The following is a 15,604-nucleotide window of genomic DNA, read 5'->3' as shown; positions in this document are numbered from 1 at the left end:
ACAAAAGATTTATTGCCTTGCGTGGGGGAATGGGATAAATACCTTACTCATGAGTAACATTTTTCATTGAGGTGTGCCCCTGACTCATATCTAAGCGGCACAAACGGGACCCCGGGACGAAACATGAGCGACACGAAAAAGACCAAAGGCATTACCGACTGGCAGAACCTGGTTTCGAAGGAACTGCGCGGCAAGACGGCCGACGATATCGTCTGGCATACACCCGAAGGCATTGACGTCAAGGCGCTCTATACAGCCGGGGATCTGGCGGACATTCCCCATCTGGCCGAAGACCAGACCTTCCTGCCGGGGTTTGCCCCCTTTACCCGTGGCGTGCGGGCCAGCATGTATGCGGGCCGTCCCTGGACTGTGCGGCAATATGCCGGTTTCTCCACCGCCGAGGAATCCAACGCCTTTTACCGCCGCAACCTGGCGGCCGGGCAGAAGGGCCTGTCCGTGGCCTTCGACCTCGCCACTCACCGGGGTTATGACAGCGATCATCCGCGGGTGGTCGGCGATGTGGGCAAGGCCGGTGTGGCCATTGATTCCGTCGAGGACATGAAAATCCTGTTCGACCAGATTCCGCTTGATGAAATGTCCGTGTCCATGACCATGAACGGGGCGGTGATTCCCTGCATGGCTTTCTACATTGTCGCCGCCGAGGAGCAGGGGGTGAAACCGGAACAGCTCTCCGGCACCATCCAGAACGACATCCTCAAGGAATTCATGGTCCGCAACACCTATATCTATCCGCCGGAACCGAGCATGCGCATTATTGGCGACATCATTGAATATACGTCGACAAAAATGCCGCGCTTTAACAGCATTTCCATTTCCGGCTATCACATGCAGGAAGCAGGCGCGACCCAGCTTCAGGAATTGGCCTTTACCCTGGCCGACGGTATGGAATATGTCCGCGCCGCCCAGGCCAAGGGACTTGACGTGGACAGCTTTGCCCCGCGGCTGAGCTTCTTCTTCGCCATCGGTATGAATTTCTTCATGGAAGTGGCTAAGCTGCGGGCGGCCCGCACCATCTGGGCCCAGATCATGGAAAACTTCGGGGCCAAAGACCCGAAAAGCCTGATGCTGCGCACCCACTGCCAAACCTCCGGCGTGTCGCTGACGGAAAAAGATCCTTACAACAATGTGATCCGCACCACGGTCGAAGCCATGGCCGCGGCGCTCGGCGGCACCCAGTCGCTGCATACCAATGCGCTGGATGAAGCCATTGCCCTGCCAACTGATTTCTCTGCCCGCATCGCCCGCAATACCCAGCTGGTGCTGCAGGAAGAAACCGGCATCTGCAATGTGGTCGATCCGCTTGGCGGGTCTTATTACATCGAAAGCCTGACCAACGACCTGGTCCAGGATGCCTGGAAGCTGATCTGGGAAGTGGAAGAAATGGGCGGCATGACCAAGGCGGTCGAAGCCGGCCTGCCGAAAATGAAGATCGAGGAAGCTGCCGCCCGCAAGCAGGCCCGCATCGACAAGGGCGAGGAAGTGGTGGTCGGCGTCAATAAATACCGGCTCCAGAAGGAAGACCCCATCGAGATCCTGGATGTGGATAATGCGGCCGTGCGTGAGTCTCAGATTGCCCGCCTGGAGAAAATGCGCGAAACCCGGGACGAGGTCAAATGCCGGGCCGCGCTCGAGGCCTTGACAGAGGCGGCCAAAAGCGGTGACAATCTTCTGGAGAAGGCCGTGGACGCCGCCCGCGCCCGCGCCTCGCTCGGGGAGATTTCAGACGCCATGGAAAAAATATTTGATCGTCACAAGGCCGAAGTCCACTCCATCTCCGGTGTTTACGGCGCCGCCTATGAGGGCGATGAAGGTTTCCAGGCTATCCAGAAACGGGTCGAGGAATTTGCCGAGCGTGAAGGCCGCCGGCCCCGCATGATGGTGGTCAAAATGGGCCAGGACGGCCATGACCGCGGCGCCAAGGTGGTGGCCACCGCCTTTGCGGACATCGGCTTTGACGTGGATGTGGGGCCCTTGTTCCAGACCCCTGAGGAGGCCGCCCGCCAGGCCATTGAAAATGACGTGCATATCATCGGCGTCTCAAGCCTCGCCGCCGGGCACAAGACCCTGGTCCCGGCCCTGATTGCGGAGCTCAAGAAAGAAGGGGCGGAGGATATCCTGGTGTCCTGTGGCGGCGTGATTCCGCAGCAGGATTATGATTTTCTGTACAAGGCCGGTTGCGCTGCCATCTTCGGTCCCGGCACCAATATCCCCAAGGCCGCCGCCGAAATCCTCGACAAGCTTGAAGGGAAATAAGCTATTTAGCAGCAGAATGTATATTCTGGGTTGTTGATGTTTCTTGTGGTAAAGTTTTTTAGCTCAATTGCAACTTAATACCCCAGAGACACAGATGGAATATTTTATTGTTGGTCTTCAAATTGACCGACATCCGAAACTAGAGCTGACAGAGAGTAAATTTAATAATCTCAAATCCGCGAGAAGGGCGTTATTCTCTGGTTTGTGGATAGAGGAGAAATATGAGCTTCTGCTCTCAAATTTTATTGAATTTGAGAAGCAGTACCTAAGTCTACTTACCGACGATATGATTGGCGGAAACATATTCGGCAGCTCCTATCTGGATCAGTTTAATGTTCGCCTAGAACTAAATCGAAGATTAGTAAATTTTCTTACATCCTCTAGGTTGTATCTAGATCAGGTCGTTCAAGAAGTAATGAAATGTGTACCTGAGAATTGCGATGTAAAAAGGACGTTGCAGAAATACAAATCTGAAGAGTTTGATGACAACTTTGAATATAGATTCATGGAAGCTCTAAGGAATTATGTTCAACATCATGGACTGCCTATCCATAACTTGAAGGGGGGTGTCAAAGCAGATGAGGACGGGCACAAGCAGGTTCATATGAAACTTTTTACCTCTAAAGAAATGCTTCTGAATGATGATAATTTCAAGAAGGGGGTTATTGAGGAAATGTCGGATAATGTAGAACTTCGTTATGCTGCAAGAGTGTATATTGGATGCATAAGTAGAATTCATACTAAGGTACGTGAGTTAATTTCTTTAAAGCTCGATAGATCGAGGGAACTTGTCCAGGTAGCTCTAGCAGATTATGCAGATCTGGTGTCGAAGAATGTTAACACAATTTATTTAGTCCATTCTCCTGCGGAGCCAATTCTATACGAGGAGTTATCACTATTTCTAGATTGGGACAATGTGAGGGTTGAACTGACCAAAAAGAATCGTTCTTTGGTAAACTTTCAAGAAAGATATGTGTCAGGTAAATTTGACAGTTAAGAATTGGCTTGGATTGGCGATAGCTACTCATGTCTGTCTTGGAATCTTGAGTCTGTTGGTGTACTCTGCCAGTATATTTAACAGATATATGGGGCCCTTCATGGAACAGATACTTATCGTTGTCGGGGCGGCGATCCTTGGGCTGCTGGGGGCGGTGCATCTGTTTTATACTTTCTTTGGCCATCGGCTTGATCCCTATGAGCCCGCGGCCATCGAGGCCATGAAGGGCTCGACCCTGCGCCTGACCCGGGAGACCACGGTGTGGAAGGCCTGGATCGGTTTTAACGCCAGCCACAGCCTTGGCGCCCTGTTCGTGGCGGCGATCTATATTACGCTGGCGCTTTGGCATATGGATCTGATCCGGGGAAGTCTGTGGTTCTCCCTGCTGCCGCTGGTGCTCAGCCTGTGTTATCTTGGCCTTGCCCGCGCCTACTGGTTCAGGATACCCTTTACGGGCATTTTGATTTCAACCTTGTGTTTCGGGGCTGCGGCGGTCATGCTTCATCTCTGACAGGCAACAGGGGGCCGCTATGGAAGATGTCTTTATCCGCTATTTTCATTTCCTCGGCATCATCGGGGTGGGAGCAACGCTCACGGCCGAACATCTGCTGCTCAAGTCCGAAATGACCGTGACCGAGATGCGGCGGATTGCCGTTATTGATGCGCTCTATGGCCTCAGCGCCGGGATCGTGTTGCTGGCGGGTCTTGCCCTGTGGTTCGTGGTCGGCAATGCGGATTATTATCTCGGCAACTGGATTTTCCACCTCAAGCTCGGTGTGTTTGTGCTGATCGGGGTGCTCTCCCTCTGGCCCACCTTCTTTTTCCTGAAAAGCCGGAAGATGACCGGGGACACAATTCAGGTGCCGCGCAAAATGATCATGGCGATCCGGCTGGAGCTACTGCTGTACTTCCTGCTCCCCCTCCTTGCGGTCCTCATGGCCCGGGGATACGGGGTGATGGGGTAGGGGATATAATGGATATTATTAAGCAAGCAATTGAAATATTAACAGCTTTGTTAAGCCCCATAGTAGCGATTAGTGTTGCTTATATTGCTTATCAGCAGTGGCAATTAAGTTTAAATAGGGAGAAGAGGGAGGCAAGTTCTGGTAAACTCAAAGTATACCTCAATACAAAAAGGTTGTTGCGAGATATTGATAGTACAGGAGGAGTCCGGCAGGGGGTGTTTGAAGATTTTCTAGAATCTGCTGCATTAGCCGACTTCTTATTTGATTCTTGCGTGCAAGATTGGCTCTATGAAATTGAATCTGAAGCAAGTATGTGGCTGGAAGGCGAGGAGGTAAAAGCTTATGCTTTAGAAGAAAACAACCTTGAATGGTTGCAGTCAGACGATGCAAAAAGATGGGAAGAATGGCAGGAAAAATGCATAGATAAATTACAGCGAGCTCATTGTGATTTATATAAGGTTTTTAAAGATAAAGTTGTTTAAGCCGCGACAACCTTCACTTCCTCCTCGATCTTCTTACCCACTTCATCCCGCGCCACTTCCAGGTCATAATGCATCTGCAGGTTCATCCAGAAGTCGGCGGACATATTGAAGGCCCGGGCCAGGCGCAGGGCGGTGTCAGCGGTGACGGCGCGCCTGCCTTTGAGGATTTCAGACAGGCGGGTCTGGGTCATACCGGTGGCCTTGGCCAGCGCATAGGCGCTGAGCCCCATAGGGGTCAGAAACTCCTGCTGCAGGATTTCACCGGGATGAATGGGCTCGATCTTCTTCATTTGTCCGTCCTAATGATAATCACAAATTTCCACATTATGGGCGTTGCCGTCCCGCCAGACAAAACAGATGCGCCACTGGTCATTGATGCGGATGCTGTATTGTCCGGACCGCCCGCCTTTCAGCTGTTCCAGCCGGTTGCCCGGCGGGATGCGCAGCTCATTGACGTCGGAAACTGCATGGATCAGCAGCAGTTTCCGATAGGCAAGGCGGTGCAGGTCTTGGGGCAGCTTCTTGGTGAACTGCCGGTGAAAGACGCGCTCCGTCTGCTTATCTTTGAACCCCCTGATCATACGATATAATATCGCATATCGATAGTATTGTCAATCGATATTATTTTGTCCCTTTTGACATCCATCGTCCACCTGATAAAGTGGCGCCATGATTGAAGTAACGACCCACATCCATATCGAAGACGACGAGATCGAGGAGCAGTTCATCCGTTCGCCCGGTCCCGGCGGGCAGAATGTGAACAAGGTCTCGACCGGGGTGCAGTTGCGCTTTGACGCCAAAAATTCTCCGGCCATTTACCCGGCCCTGTTCGCCCGGCTCAGAACCCTCGCCGGCCAGCGTATGACCAAGGAAGGGGTGCTGGTGATTTCCGTCCATGATACCCGCAGCCAGGCCCGCAACCGGGAACTGGCCCTTGAAAGGCTTGTGGCTCTGATCCGTGAGGCCACCATTGTGCCGAAAACGCGCCGGCCCACCAAACCTTCCCGTGCGGCCAGGGCGCGCCGGGTCGAGGGCAAGAAGAAACAGGGCGCGATCAAAAAAATGCGTGCCAAGGTCGGCCGGAACGATTAAAAACGAGTCTTCATAGCGAAAAAAGAACAGGGTAGTTGCAGACGTATGGATAATCTTGAACGCTGGCAGCCGGAGCATGACTTTCATCTTGAAAATCTGAAGGGGGAACAGAGCACCTTCCGGGTCATTCTGCTCACCGTCTTCATGATGGTGGTGGAAATTGCCGCCGGGATCATGTTCGGCTCCATGGCCCTGCTGGCCGACGGTCTGCATATGGGCACCCATGCGGCGGCGCTGGGCATTACCCTGTTTGCTTACGGTTATGCCCGCAAACATGCCGCCAACGTCCAGTTCAGTTTCGGCACCGGCAAAGTCGGTTTCCTCGGCGGTTACACCAGCGCCATCGTGCTGGGCATTGTCGCGCTGCTGATGGTGGTTGAATCCGTCTCCCGCCTGATCACGCCACAGGCTATCAGGTTTGACGAGGCCATCATGGTGGCGGTGATCGGCCTGATCGTCAATCTGGTCAGCGCCTGGATGCTGAAGGACAGTCACCATCACCATGACCACGGGCATGATCATCATCATGCGGAAGATCACAATTTAAGGGCCGCCTATATGCATGTGCTGGCCGATGCCCTGACCTCGGTGCTGGCCATCATCGCCCTGTTCGCCGGCAAATCGCTGGGCTGGGTGTGGATGGATCCGCTGATGGGTATTGTCGGCGCCATCATCATCAGCAAATGGGCCTGGGGCCTGATGAAAGAGACCGGCCATGTGTTGCTCGACCGGACCGAGGACCCGAGCCTCCGGGCGAAAATCATCGAGGCCATCGAAGGCGACAGCGAGGACCAGGTGGTGGACCTGCATCTGTGGCAGGTGAGTCCGCATAAAAAGGTCGCCATATTATCCATCGTCTCCCGGTCGCCGCAGGCGCCGGAGCATTACCGGGCCCTGCTGCCCCATATTCACGGCCTCGATCATGTCACCATCGAGGTGCATCAGTACGAAGCCTAGACACAGGTTCGATGAATTTCCGGTGAAACGGTTGCGACGCAGCATGAATTGTTCTATGTAGGCCGCTGATCAGGGCCGCCGGATGCGGCCGCAAGTTAAAGGCCGGACAGGCCGGACAGGGTATATCGTGAACAGTGCAACCGAAGCCACCGGCGGCAAAAAACCGTCTCTTTTTCATGGCCTTTCCCTCGGACAGGCCAAGACCGAAATTTTTTCCGGCCTGACCGTGGCTCTGGCTTTGGTGCCGGAAGCGGTCGCCTTTGCCTTTGTCGCCGGGGTTAATCCGCTGGTCGGGCTCTATGCGGCCTTTCTGGTCGGGTTGATTACTGCGGTCTTCGGCGGCCGCCCGGGCATGATTTCCGGCGCCACCGGTGCGCTGGCGGTGGTGATGGTGGCGCTGGTGGCCGATCACGGTGTGGAATATCTGTTCGCCACGGTGGTACTGATGGGCATTTTCCAGATCATGGCCGGTATTTTCCGGCTGGGCAAATTCATCCGCATGATCCCCCATCCGGTGATGCTGGGCTTCGTCAACGGCCTGGCCATCGTGATTTTCCTGGCCCAGATGGGGCAGTTCAAGGTCAGCAACGAACTTGGCGAGAAAGTCTGGATGACCGGCATGCCGCTGATGATGATGCTGGGGCTGGTAGTGCTGACCATGTTCATCATTCATTTCATGCCGAAGATTACCAAATTCGTGCCCGCTCCGCTGGCCGCCATTGTCGGCGTCAGCGCCGTGGTGATCGGGCTTGACCTGGATGTGCCGCGGGTCGGCGACATGGCTTCCATCGCCGGGGGGCTGCCTGATTTCCATATCCCCATGGTGCCGCTCAACCTGGAAACGTTCGAGATCATCCTGCCTTATTCGCTGATTCTGGCGGCCATCGGCCTGATTGAATCGCTGCTGACCCTGAATTTGGCCAATGAAATGCTGGATAAAAAAGGCGGCGCCAGCAAGGAATGCGTGGCACAGGGCGCGGCCAATGTAGTGACCGGGTTCTTCGGCGGCATGGGCGGTTGCGCCATGATCGGCCAGAGCATCATTAACCTGAACTCGGGCGGACGTCATCGGCTCAGCGGCATTACCGCTGCCGTATCCCTTCTGATTTTTATCCTGTTTGCTTCCGGCCTGATTGAACAGATTCCGCTGGCCGCGCTTGTCGGCGTCATGTTCATGGTGGTGATTGGGACCTTTGCCTGGACCACTTTTAAAATCCTGATGGTGATCCCGCGGGCGGATGCCTTTGTCCTGCTGCTGGTGACCGGTATTACGGTGGTCAGCGACCTTGCCATGGCGGTGATTGCCGGTGTGATTGTCTCTGCCCTGGTCTATGCCTGGCAGGTGTCAAAACGGATTGACGCCAGAACCCAGATTGATGACCGCGGCAGCAAGGTCTATCTGCTGAGCGGGCCGCTGTTTTTCGGCTCTGTGGAAAGTTTTAATGCGCTGTTTGATCCGGCCCGGGACCCGGACGATGTGATTGTCGATTTTATCAGCAGCCGGGTCGTGGATCATTCCGCCCTGCAGGCCATCGACAGCATGGCGGAAAAATATGAAAAGGCCGGCAAGAAACTGCACCTGCGCCACCTCAGCCCGGACTGCCAGAAGCTTCTGACCCGCGCCGGTAAATTCATGGAGGTGTCCGTGATCGAGGATCCCCATTATGGTATTGCCGTGGATTATCCCGAAGAGGAAGAAGCGGAACCCGAAAAGTCCTGATCACTGCCATGAATCCCCTGTACATTGCTGTCGTAACTCCTTAAAATCGTTAGAGAGTTAAGGATTGATCTATGGACATTGACAGTTTGAAAGATGGAATATTGCAGGGACAGCGCCGGGCGCTGGCCAAGGGCATTACCCTGTCTGAATCCACCCGCGCAGATCACCAGGCCGAGGCCCAGAAGCTCCTGACCGCCCTGCTGCCCCATACGGGCGGCGCCATCCGGCTCGGTTTTACCGGCACACCGGGCGTCGGTAAATCCACCTTTATCGAGGCCTTCGGCACCTACCTCACCGAACAGGGCCTGAAGGTGGCAGTGCTGGCCATCGACCCGTCCTCGACCCTCAATGGTGGTTCCATCCTCGGCGACAAGACCCGTATGGAGAGCTTAAGTCGCAATCCGAAAGCCTTTATCAGGCCATCCCCGTCCGGCGGCAGCCTCGGCGGTGTGGCGCGCCGGACCCGGGAGGCCCTGCTGATGTGTGAGGCGGCGGGATATGACGTGATCCTGATCGAGACGGTCGGCGTCGGTCAGTCGGAAGTGGCGGTGGCGGAAATGGTCGACATGTTCCTGCTGTTGCTGTCGCCCGGCGGCGGCGATGACCTGCAGGGCATCAAGCGGGGCATCATGGAGCTTGCCGACCTTGTCATTGTCAACAAGGCCGACGGGGACCTGGAGGCAGCGGCCAAACGGGCGGCGGCCGACTATACCCTGGCCCTGCATCTGATGCGGCCGAAAAGCCCTAACTGGACGGCTCGTGTCTGCCTGGCCTCGGCCCTGAAAAACAAGGGGCTGGAGGATATCTGGCAGGTCATCGGACAATATCGGGAAACGCTGGACGAAAGCGGCGAACTTGCGGCCAACCGGGCCGAGCAGGCGGTGTCCTGGATGTGGTCGGAAATCCATGACCAGCTGGTCGACCGGTTCCGGGAACATCTGCCGGAGCGGCTTGCCGAGACAGAACAGGCGGTAAGGGCCGGTGAAAAGCCGCCGACGGCCGCCGCGATGGAGCTTCTGGAAGCCTTTCTGGCCGGATAAATCCCTGGCAACAGGCGGAGGGCGTTTTTTTTCGCTTCCTGAAGGATATAGCTTGACGTGATATGGCCAATCTCCTATATACCGCTTTCAAGTTTTGCAGGGCCTCCTGGCGATTCTCCGGAATTATTGGTGACGGCCCGGATAGATAACGTATAGAAACAAGGACAAAGCAATGTCACGCGTATGTGAACTGACCGGTAAAGGTGTGATGAGTGGTAACAATGTGAGCCACGCCATGAATAAATCACGCCGTCGTTTTCTGCCCAACCTGACCAAGGCAACTCTGTTGAGCGATGCTCTGGGTCAGTCCGTCAGCCTGCGGATTTCCACTCACGCCCTGCGTTCTGTTGAACATAACGGCGGTCTGGATAACTTCCTGCTGAAATCACGGGATGAAAACCTGTCCATCAAGGCCCGTCGCCTGAAAACACAGATCAAGAAGAAGGCTGCTAGCTAAGCCCTCTGCTTAACAAATACAGAATTATCAAAAGCCGCTGTTTCAGCGGCTTTTTTTATGGCCTGATTTGAAAATTTGAACGGCTATCGGCTGCCGGCGGTTAATCCCATGCTGTGCGCGATCTGTTGTTCCGGCGTTTTCGGCTCTTGTGGTTCATCAAGGCGGAACATCATCAGCAGGTTACGCTGCAGCGGGTTATAGTTGTTGTCGGACATCATATAGATGATCGTCTCGCCGGCTTCGTTCCGGCGCACTGCCAAGGCTTCCATATTGTCGATATTATAGGGAAACTCCATGCAGGCGATGACCTCGCCCCTGAGAACGGTACCTTCCTGAATATCAGTGGATTTGATGCGGCGAAGCCGGCTGGCCATGCCTTTTGCCAGCGAGAAATGCCGTTCCAGTACCAGAATGTCGCCATTGGGAAGAGTCGCCATGTCTGTGGGACGGTACAGGTCGGTCAGTTCATAGGACAGGGGAAGGGCTGATCCACGGCCGACAATCCAGGCCTTGGCCATGCCGTTGTTGCGACTTTCCAGGGCAGCTTCCGAGATCGCCAGCAGTCGTCCGTCCGTCATGGTGGTAAGAGCTTCAACGCCAAGATTCCGGGGCAATTCCTGGAGGGCGGGGGAAAGATCCGGCGCAAAGCTGATCACCTGGGCATTCGATTCCAGAATCGACTCAAAATCCAGTTTTGAACTTGCCTGATAATATCGCAACCTGTGGTCATTTTCAAAAGACACTACAAGACCGGCACTGTCGACAAGGGTAACGGCTTCGGCATCACTATGCCGGCCGAGGGTTTTTTCGCCTTTTTCGTCCGCGATCGGGCTCGTTTTCCCGTTTTGCAGACCAATCAATTGTCCGTTCTCGTATTCTACATCAGCCAGAAACCAGTATCCGCGGTCAGATACCGCCAGTATTTTTTCCCCGCCGGGGCTCACGACAAAACCGGATATGCCGCCAAATGTATAGTTGTTACTGGAAAGCTGAAGGCCGCCCAGGTAGGTGAGCTCGCCGGCCTTATTCTCGGAAGTATTCTTGTGATTCAATGGAATAAGAGTAAATTCGAGGGGCAGGCCCTGAGCCTTTGTCGGCGCGGGAAGGGAATCTGACAGGGAGAGATGCGGAAGGGAACAAAGAACCCCTGCGACAAGTAATCCGAACTGCCTGATAAAACTGCTTGATGTCATAGTAGATGCTAATCCCATAATCCCGCTGAAAAATCCACTTAAATCACTTAAACTTGATTATTTCCAAAATCCGTAAAGTTGAATGTTTTGCATAAGAATATGTTAAGAATTTGGTGAAATGCTATATGCGGCAAAAAATAAGAAAAAAACTATAGAGAAATTAAGAGAAAGCAGACAATGCAGACTCAAATCGCAAACGAGGCGAATCCAGAGAGTTTGCCATCAGGGGGCAAATCTGGTCAGGGAAACTCTCTCAAGGGTCGGGACCTCAATAATAGTGAAGCTGACAGGTTTGTCCGGTCGGCCATCAAGCTCATGCGTGAGAAAGGCTATCATCAGACCACGTTCGATGATATCGCCGAGGATATCTGTGTATCGGTCAAGGAGATATCCGACTGTTTTAAATCCAGGGAAGATATCTGCCTGCAGGTTATCGCCTGGCACGACGCTCGCCTGAGTGAAATTTTCGTCAGAACAGAAGAGCATTCCAATCCGCGCCAGCGTCTGAGCTGTCTGATCGATAGTCTTATTGATGAGGCGGATGTCCTGGTAAAATACGGCTGCCCGATCACCCGTCTTTATCTGGACCTTAGAAACGAAGGCTCGAAGCTTGAAAAGGCGGCGACAAAACTTATCATCCGCCGTCTTGACTGGATCAAGGAACAGTTTCATCTGATGAGTTTCGTCGATGAGGCGCCCGATCTGGCGACACGACTGGCCGGAGCGCTTTACGGGGTAACCCTGTTGTCTTCGGCGGCGGACGATGAAGCCATGCTCCGCAACCAGATGAACCAGCTGAAAAGCTGGATACGATCCATGTAAGGACCGGCATTCTTTTTGGGGTTCCGTAAATTCAGTGCATTCTGCGGCGGACGGGTGTGTCGTCAAACAGGTCGGCAAGCTGCTCCGTAATGGCGCCGCCCAACTGTTCCGCATCCATGATGGTGATCGCATTCTGGTAATAGCGGGTGACGTCGTGGCCGATGCCGATGGCCAGAAGCTCTACCGGGGAACGTTTTTCAATCCAGTCTATGACCGCCCTGAGGTGGTCTTCAAGGAAATTGGCGCTGTTGGAGGACAGGGTGCTGTCGTCCACCGGCGCACCGTCCGAGATCACCATCAGGATGCGTCGTTCTTCCGACCGGGCAATCAACCGGCTGTGGGCCCACAGAAGGCTTTCCCCGTCGATATTTTCCTTCAGCAGGCCTTCCCGCAACATCAGGCCGAGATTGCTGTTGGCCCGCCTCCAGGGAGTGTCGGCGGTCTTGTATATGATGTGCCGGAGATCGTTCAGGCGACCCGGGTTTTTGGGTTTGTTGTCTTCCAGCCACTGGGTTCGCGATTTGCCGCCCTTCCAGGCCCGGGTGGTAAAGCCAAGGATTTCGACCTTGACGCCACAGCGTTCCAGGGTGCGGGCAAGAATATCTGCGCACATGGCGGCAATGGTGATCGGCCGGCCGCGCATCGAACCGGAATTGTCAATCAGCAGGGTAACCACCGTATCCTTGAAGTCGGTTTCGTTTTCCATCTTGAAGGACAGGGGATGCATGGGATTGGTCACCACCCGGGTCAGGCGGGCTGTATCCAGCATGCCTTCCTCAAGGTCAAAATCCCAAGACCGCATCTGCTGGGCCATCAGCATCCGCTGCAGGCGGTTGGCCAGCTTGGTCACCATGCCCTGCAGATGGCTGAGCTGCTGGTCCAGGGTCTTCCTGAGATGCAGGAGCTCGTCCGGATCACATAACTCCTCGGCGGTGACATATTCGTCGAATTCGCTGGTATAGACCTTGTAGCTGGTAATCGGTCCGTGACCGGGATGGTTGCTCATATGCGACCAGGGAACTTCCGCCATCTGTTCAAGGGCAGCTTCATTCATGAGGTCTTCCAGCTGTTCCGGGGTCAGTTCAGCGCCACTTTCCCCGCTGGAACTTTCTTCCTGGCTTTCGCCTTCATCACTCATGTCTGCCGAGGCGTCAGAGGACTGATCCGAATCATTGTCCTGCTGGTCCTGGTTATCCTGCTGATCCTGCTCGCTCTGGTCCTGGTTCTCGCTGTCTTCGGGTTTTTCATCCGGATTCAGGTTTTCGGCCAGGCCAAGGTCTGAAATAATCTGCCGGCTCACCCTGCTGAAGGCGGCCTGGTCCTCCATGGCCCCTGTCAGCTGGTCCAGGTGTGAGGACGTCTTTTCCTCAATCAGCGGCCGCAGCGCATTGACGGCGTCACGGGCCTCATCCGGTGGTGACTGGTGGGTCAGCTTTTCCCGAACCAGAAGATTCATCACATCACCGAGGGCCGCCTCGTCCAGTGTGCCGGCGGGCTCAAGTTTGTGTTCCTTGTAATATTTGCGGGTCAGGGCATCAAGGTTACCGGCAACCCCCTTCATATGGGTGCTGCCGATGGCCTCGATACGGGCATTCTCCATGGCATCATAGAGTGCGCGGGCATCCGGCAGAGTCGGGGCATTCTTTGAATGAAGAGCGTCGTTATGAAATCTTTTGCGAAGCGCATAGGCGTCGCCATAGGCGCGGGTCAGGGTCACTTCCGAGGCCGGCAGGTCATGGCTGACCAGAGGCAGGCGTGCCGATTGTCCCGGCCTGGCCGGGGCGTCGGGGCCGAACGTTACATCGATTTCGGCATTGCCGGCCATGGCCCGCACCGTCGAGGTGACGGCCTGCTTGAATTGCTCAATCTGGCGATTGTTTGACTTGCCCACCGGCCGGTCCGTCGGCTAGTTGACGACCGGCGGATTGCCGGCCAGTCCGGGTGCCGATGTCTCGGGTAGTTCCTCGCCAAAGCAACGCTGGTAATATTCCGCCACAAGGGGGCGTTCTATTTCGTCGCATTTATTGAGGAAAGTAACCCGGAAGGCAAAGGCAGCGTCGTTGAAAATCGCATTGTTTTCCGCCCAGGTCAGCACGGTCCGCGGCGACATGACGGTGGAAATATCACCGTTGATGAAGCCGTTGCGGGTCAGGTCTGCCACCTGCACCATCTGTTTGATCAGCTTCTTGCCGTCCTCGCTGTTCAGCGCCGGCATTTTGGCGAGGATGATATCCTCTTCCATTTCATGTTCAAGATAGTTGAGCGTGGTGACAATGTTCCAGCGGTCCATCTGTCCCTGGTTGATCTGCTGGGTGCCGTGATAAAGGCCGGAGGTATCGCCAAGGCCGATGGTATTGGCCGTGGCAAACAGGCGGAAGGCCGGATGCGGCCGGATCACCTTGTTCTGGTCCAGAAGGGTGAGCTTGCCGGAGACTTCCAGCACCCGCTGGATCACGAACATCACGTCAGGCCGGCCGGCATCATATTCATCGAAAACCAGGGCGGTCGGATTCTGCAAGGCCCAGGGCAGGATGCCTTCCTGGAACTCGGTGACCTGGACACCGTCCTTGAGGACGATGGCATCCTTGCCCACCAGGTCGATACGGCTGATATGGCTGTCAAGGTTGACCCGCACGCACGGCCAGTTCAGCCGGGCGGCAACCTGCTCGATATGGGTGGATTTACCGGTCCCGTGATAACCCTGGATCATGACCCGGCGGTTATAGGCAAAACCGGCCAGGATCGCCAGTGTGGTATCATGGTCAAAAATATAACTTTCATCCAGATCCGGGACATGCTCGTCCCGCTCTGCAAAGGCGGGCACTTCCATATCGCTGTCGATACCAAAAACCTGTCTGACATTGACTTTGATGTCGGGGAGGTCTGTATAACTCTGGTCGGTTCCTGCAACTGTCATTCTGAACTTCCTGATTTGAGGCTGGTCATATGATGATAGGCGTTAAGAATTTCCTTGAATTTTTCTTCCGCGAATTTGTCATCCCTGTTCACATCGGGATGAAATCGTTTTACCAGCTTTTTGTATGCATTTCTTATGTCGGTGATCGTGGCCGTTTCGTCAAGACCCAGTATGACCAATTGTCGTATATCTTCGCCCGAAAAGCTGTTTTTCCCCGGTATGGGGGGCTCGTTTTCCGTAAAACGGCGACCGAAACCGTCGAGGTCTTCAAAAATACCCATATCATCGCGCAGGCCGTCAATGCCCGTGCAGCGGGCGCCGATGCGCCAGGTCGGCCGGTGCCAGGTCTGGCTGTCCCGGGCCCAGGCCTGGATCTGGTCGCGGCCCATATCTGCAAAGAAATCCCAGCCCAGGTTATATTCCCGCACATGGGGCTTGCAGAACCAGAAATAGTGGTCAAGCCGGTCGCGGGATTTTGGCGCCCGGAACAGGCCTTCCTCCCGGCAATCGGGATGATCGCAGGTTTTTACGTCCGTCTTTTGTCCCAGATCAAGGCCGGGATGGAGTCTGGCAGTTTGGTCATTCATGATGCTATAGATATAACGCAGATTGGAAAATTCAAAATATATCTGATCCTCGGGCTTGAACCGGAATGAATTCTGGCGCAAACAGGGAAAGGCTTAACAGG

General features: G+C 54.7%; 17 protein-coding genes. 11 read left to right on the top strand and 6 right to left on the bottom strand.

Annotated elements, in window-relative coordinates; all coding sequences use genetic code 11:
• Positions 1-123 precede the first annotated feature (123 nt).
• The 5 genes from scpA to ACORNT_RS02090 all read left to right on the top strand — a co-directional run bounded on the left by scpA (position 124) and on the right by ACORNT_RS02090 (position 4,718).
• Positions 124-2,274, top strand: a complete 2,151-nt coding sequence (gene scpA / locus ACORNT_RS02110) for a methylmalonyl-CoA mutase (RefSeq protein WP_321394700.1) — start codon at positions 124-126, stop codon at positions 2,272-2,274.
• A 94-nt stretch (positions 2,275-2,368) separates the two neighbouring features.
• Complete coding sequence (locus ACORNT_RS02105) at positions 2,369-3,271, top strand: hypothetical protein (protein WP_321394697.1); 903 nt, start codon at positions 2,369-2,371, stop codon at positions 3,269-3,271.
• 100 nt (positions 3,272-3,371) lie between these two features.
• Positions 3,372-3,782 carry an LIC_13387 family protein gene (locus ACORNT_RS02100; protein ID WP_321394694.1) on the top strand — a complete coding sequence of 137 codons (411 nt, stop codon included), beginning with the start codon at positions 3,372-3,374 and terminating at the stop codon, positions 3,780-3,782.
• A 19-nt stretch (positions 3,783-3,801) separates the two neighbouring features.
• A complete protein-coding gene (locus ACORNT_RS02095) occupies positions 3,802-4,236 on the top strand; it encodes a DUF2214 family protein (protein ID WP_321394691.1) in 435 nt (144 codons plus the stop codon).
• Positions 4,237-4,244: 8 nt separating this feature from the next.
• Positions 4,245-4,718, top strand: a complete 474-nt coding sequence (locus tag ACORNT_RS02090; RefSeq protein ID WP_321394688.1) for a hypothetical protein — start codon at positions 4,245-4,247, stop codon at positions 4,716-4,718.
• On the opposite strand, the gene ACORNT_RS02085 is transcribed toward ACORNT_RS02090, so the two are convergent.
• Complete coding sequence (locus ACORNT_RS02085) at positions 4,715-5,008, bottom strand: HigA family addiction module antitoxin (RefSeq protein ID WP_321394685.1); 294 nt, start codon at positions 5,006-5,008, stop codon at positions 4,715-4,717. The two genes, ACORNT_RS02090 and ACORNT_RS02085, sit on opposite strands and share 4 nt — an antisense overlap.
• Positions 5,009-5,017: 9 nt before the next feature.
• Positions 5,018-5,299, bottom strand: a complete 282-nt coding sequence (locus ACORNT_RS02080) for a type II toxin-antitoxin system RelE/ParE family toxin (RefSeq protein ID WP_321394683.1) — start codon at positions 5,297-5,299, stop codon at positions 5,018-5,020.
• Positions 5,300-5,387: 88 nt separating this feature from the next.
• Between ACORNT_RS02080 and arfB the strand changes: the two genes are divergently transcribed.
• From arfB to rpmB, 5 genes are all read left to right on the top strand, one after another.
• Positions 5,388-5,810: an alternative ribosome rescue aminoacyl-tRNA hydrolase ArfB gene (gene arfB, locus ACORNT_RS02075; RefSeq protein ID WP_321394680.1), complete on the top strand. Its 423-nt coding sequence runs from the start codon at positions 5,388-5,390 to the stop codon at positions 5,808-5,810.
• A 45-nt stretch (positions 5,811-5,855) separates the two neighbouring features.
• On the top strand, positions 5,856-6,767 hold the full coding sequence (gene dmeF, locus ACORNT_RS02070; RefSeq protein WP_321394677.1) for a CDF family Co(II)/Ni(II) efflux transporter DmeF: 912 nt from the start codon (positions 5,856-5,858) through the stop codon (positions 6,765-6,767).
• A 208-nt stretch (positions 6,768-6,975) separates the two neighbouring features.
• The gene (locus tag ACORNT_RS02065; protein ID WP_420717530.1) at positions 6,976-8,487 is read left to right on the top strand and encodes a SulP family inorganic anion transporter; all 1,512 of its coding nucleotides are present in this window, start codon (positions 6,976-6,978) and stop codon (positions 8,485-8,487) included.
• A 71-nt stretch (positions 8,488-8,558) separates the two neighbouring features.
• On the top strand, positions 8,559-9,527 hold the full coding sequence (gene meaB, locus ACORNT_RS02060) for a methylmalonyl Co-A mutase-associated GTPase MeaB (RefSeq protein ID WP_321394672.1): 969 nt from the start codon (positions 8,559-8,561) through the stop codon (positions 9,525-9,527).
• Positions 9,528-9,699: 172 nt separating this feature from the next.
• Positions 9,700-9,984, top strand: coding sequence for a 50S ribosomal protein L28 (gene rpmB / locus ACORNT_RS02055; RefSeq protein WP_321394670.1), 285 nt, complete (start codon positions 9,700-9,702; stop codon positions 9,982-9,984).
• A gap of 83 nt (positions 9,985-10,067) precedes the next feature.
• Here the strand turns inward: rpmB and ACORNT_RS02050 are convergent, their stop codons facing one another.
• Entirely contained in the window at positions 10,068-11,177 is a 1,110-nt protein-coding gene (locus tag ACORNT_RS02050) for an esterase-like activity of phytase family protein (RefSeq protein ID WP_321394667.1), read from the bottom strand.
• 177 nt (positions 11,178-11,354) lie between these two features.
• On the opposite strand from ACORNT_RS02050, the gene ACORNT_RS02045 reads away from it, so the two are divergent.
• A complete protein-coding gene (locus ACORNT_RS02045; protein WP_321394665.1) occupies positions 11,355-11,999 on the top strand; it encodes a TetR/AcrR family transcriptional regulator in 645 nt (214 codons plus the stop codon).
• Between the two features lie 31 nt (positions 12,000-12,030).
• On the opposite strand, the gene cobT is transcribed toward ACORNT_RS02045, so the two are convergent.
• From cobT to ACORNT_RS02030, 3 genes are read right to left on the bottom strand one after another with little or no spacing between them, the layout of a single operon-like run.
• On the bottom strand, positions 12,031-13,890 hold the full coding sequence (cobT, locus tag ACORNT_RS02040) for a cobaltochelatase subunit CobT (RefSeq protein ID WP_321394662.1): 1,860 nt from the start codon (positions 13,888-13,890) through the stop codon (positions 12,031-12,033).
• Positions 13,891-13,905: 15 nt separating this feature from the next.
• Entirely contained in the window at positions 13,906-14,916 is a 1,011-nt protein-coding gene (cobS, locus tag ACORNT_RS02035; protein ID WP_321394659.1) for a cobaltochelatase subunit CobS, read from the bottom strand.
• A complete protein-coding gene (locus ACORNT_RS02030; protein WP_321394655.1) occupies positions 14,913-15,503 on the bottom strand; it encodes a J domain-containing protein in 591 nt (196 codons plus the stop codon). The genes cobS and ACORNT_RS02030 overlap by 4 nt, the downstream gene beginning before the upstream one ends.
• Positions 15,504-15,604 lie beyond the last annotated feature (101 nt).

Source organism: Emcibacter sp. (assembly GCF_963675455.1).
Classification (GTDB): Bacteria; Pseudomonadota; Alphaproteobacteria; order Sphingomonadales; family Emcibacteraceae; genus Emcibacter.
Note: the sequence above shows the minus strand (reverse complement) of the source record. Positions and strands in the feature narration are given on the sequence as shown.

Excerpts from the sequence above, each read along its gene's own strand:
- scpA (WP_321394700.1), top strand. The coding sequence starts at position 124 with ATGAGCGACACGAAAAAGACCAAAGGCATTACCGACTGGCAGAACCTG.
- ACORNT_RS02105 (WP_321394697.1), top strand. The coding sequence starts at position 2,369 with ATGGAATATTTTATTGTTGGTCTTCAAATTGACCGACATCCGAAACTA.
- ACORNT_RS02100 (WP_321394694.1), top strand. The coding sequence starts at position 3,372 with ATGGAACAGATACTTATCGTTGTCGGGGCGGCGATCCTTGGGCTGCTG.
- ACORNT_RS02095 (WP_321394691.1), top strand. The coding sequence starts at position 3,802 with ATGGAAGATGTCTTTATCCGCTATTTTCATTTCCTCGGCATCATCGGG.
- ACORNT_RS02090 (WP_321394688.1), top strand. The coding sequence starts at position 4,245 with ATGGATATTATTAAGCAAGCAATTGAAATATTAACAGCTTTGTTAAGC.
- ACORNT_RS02085 (WP_321394685.1), bottom strand. The coding sequence starts at position 5,008 with ATGAAGAAGATCGAGCCCATTCATCCCGGTGAAATCCTGCAGCAGGAG.
- ACORNT_RS02080 (WP_321394683.1), bottom strand. The coding sequence starts at position 5,299 with ATGATCAGGGGGTTCAAAGATAAGCAGACGGAGCGCGTCTTTCACCGG.
- arfB (WP_321394680.1), top strand. The coding sequence starts at position 5,388 with ATGATTGAAGTAACGACCCACATCCATATCGAAGACGACGAGATCGAG.
- dmeF (WP_321394677.1), top strand. The coding sequence starts at position 5,856 with ATGGATAATCTTGAACGCTGGCAGCCGGAGCATGACTTTCATCTTGAA.
- meaB (WP_321394672.1), top strand. The coding sequence starts at position 8,559 with ATGGACATTGACAGTTTGAAAGATGGAATATTGCAGGGACAGCGCCGG.
- rpmB (WP_321394670.1), top strand. The coding sequence starts at position 9,700 with ATGTCACGCGTATGTGAACTGACCGGTAAAGGTGTGATGAGTGGTAAC.
- ACORNT_RS02050 (WP_321394667.1), bottom strand. The coding sequence starts at position 11,177 with ATGACATCAAGCAGTTTTATCAGGCAGTTCGGATTACTTGTCGCAGGG.
- ACORNT_RS02045 (WP_321394665.1), top strand. The coding sequence starts at position 11,355 with ATGCAGACTCAAATCGCAAACGAGGCGAATCCAGAGAGTTTGCCATCA.
- cobS (WP_321394659.1), bottom strand. The coding sequence starts at position 14,916 with ATGACAGTTGCAGGAACCGACCAGAGTTATACAGACCTCCCCGACATC.
- ACORNT_RS02030 (WP_321394655.1), bottom strand. The coding sequence starts at position 15,503 with ATGAATGACCAAACTGCCAGACTCCATCCCGGCCTTGATCTGGGACAA.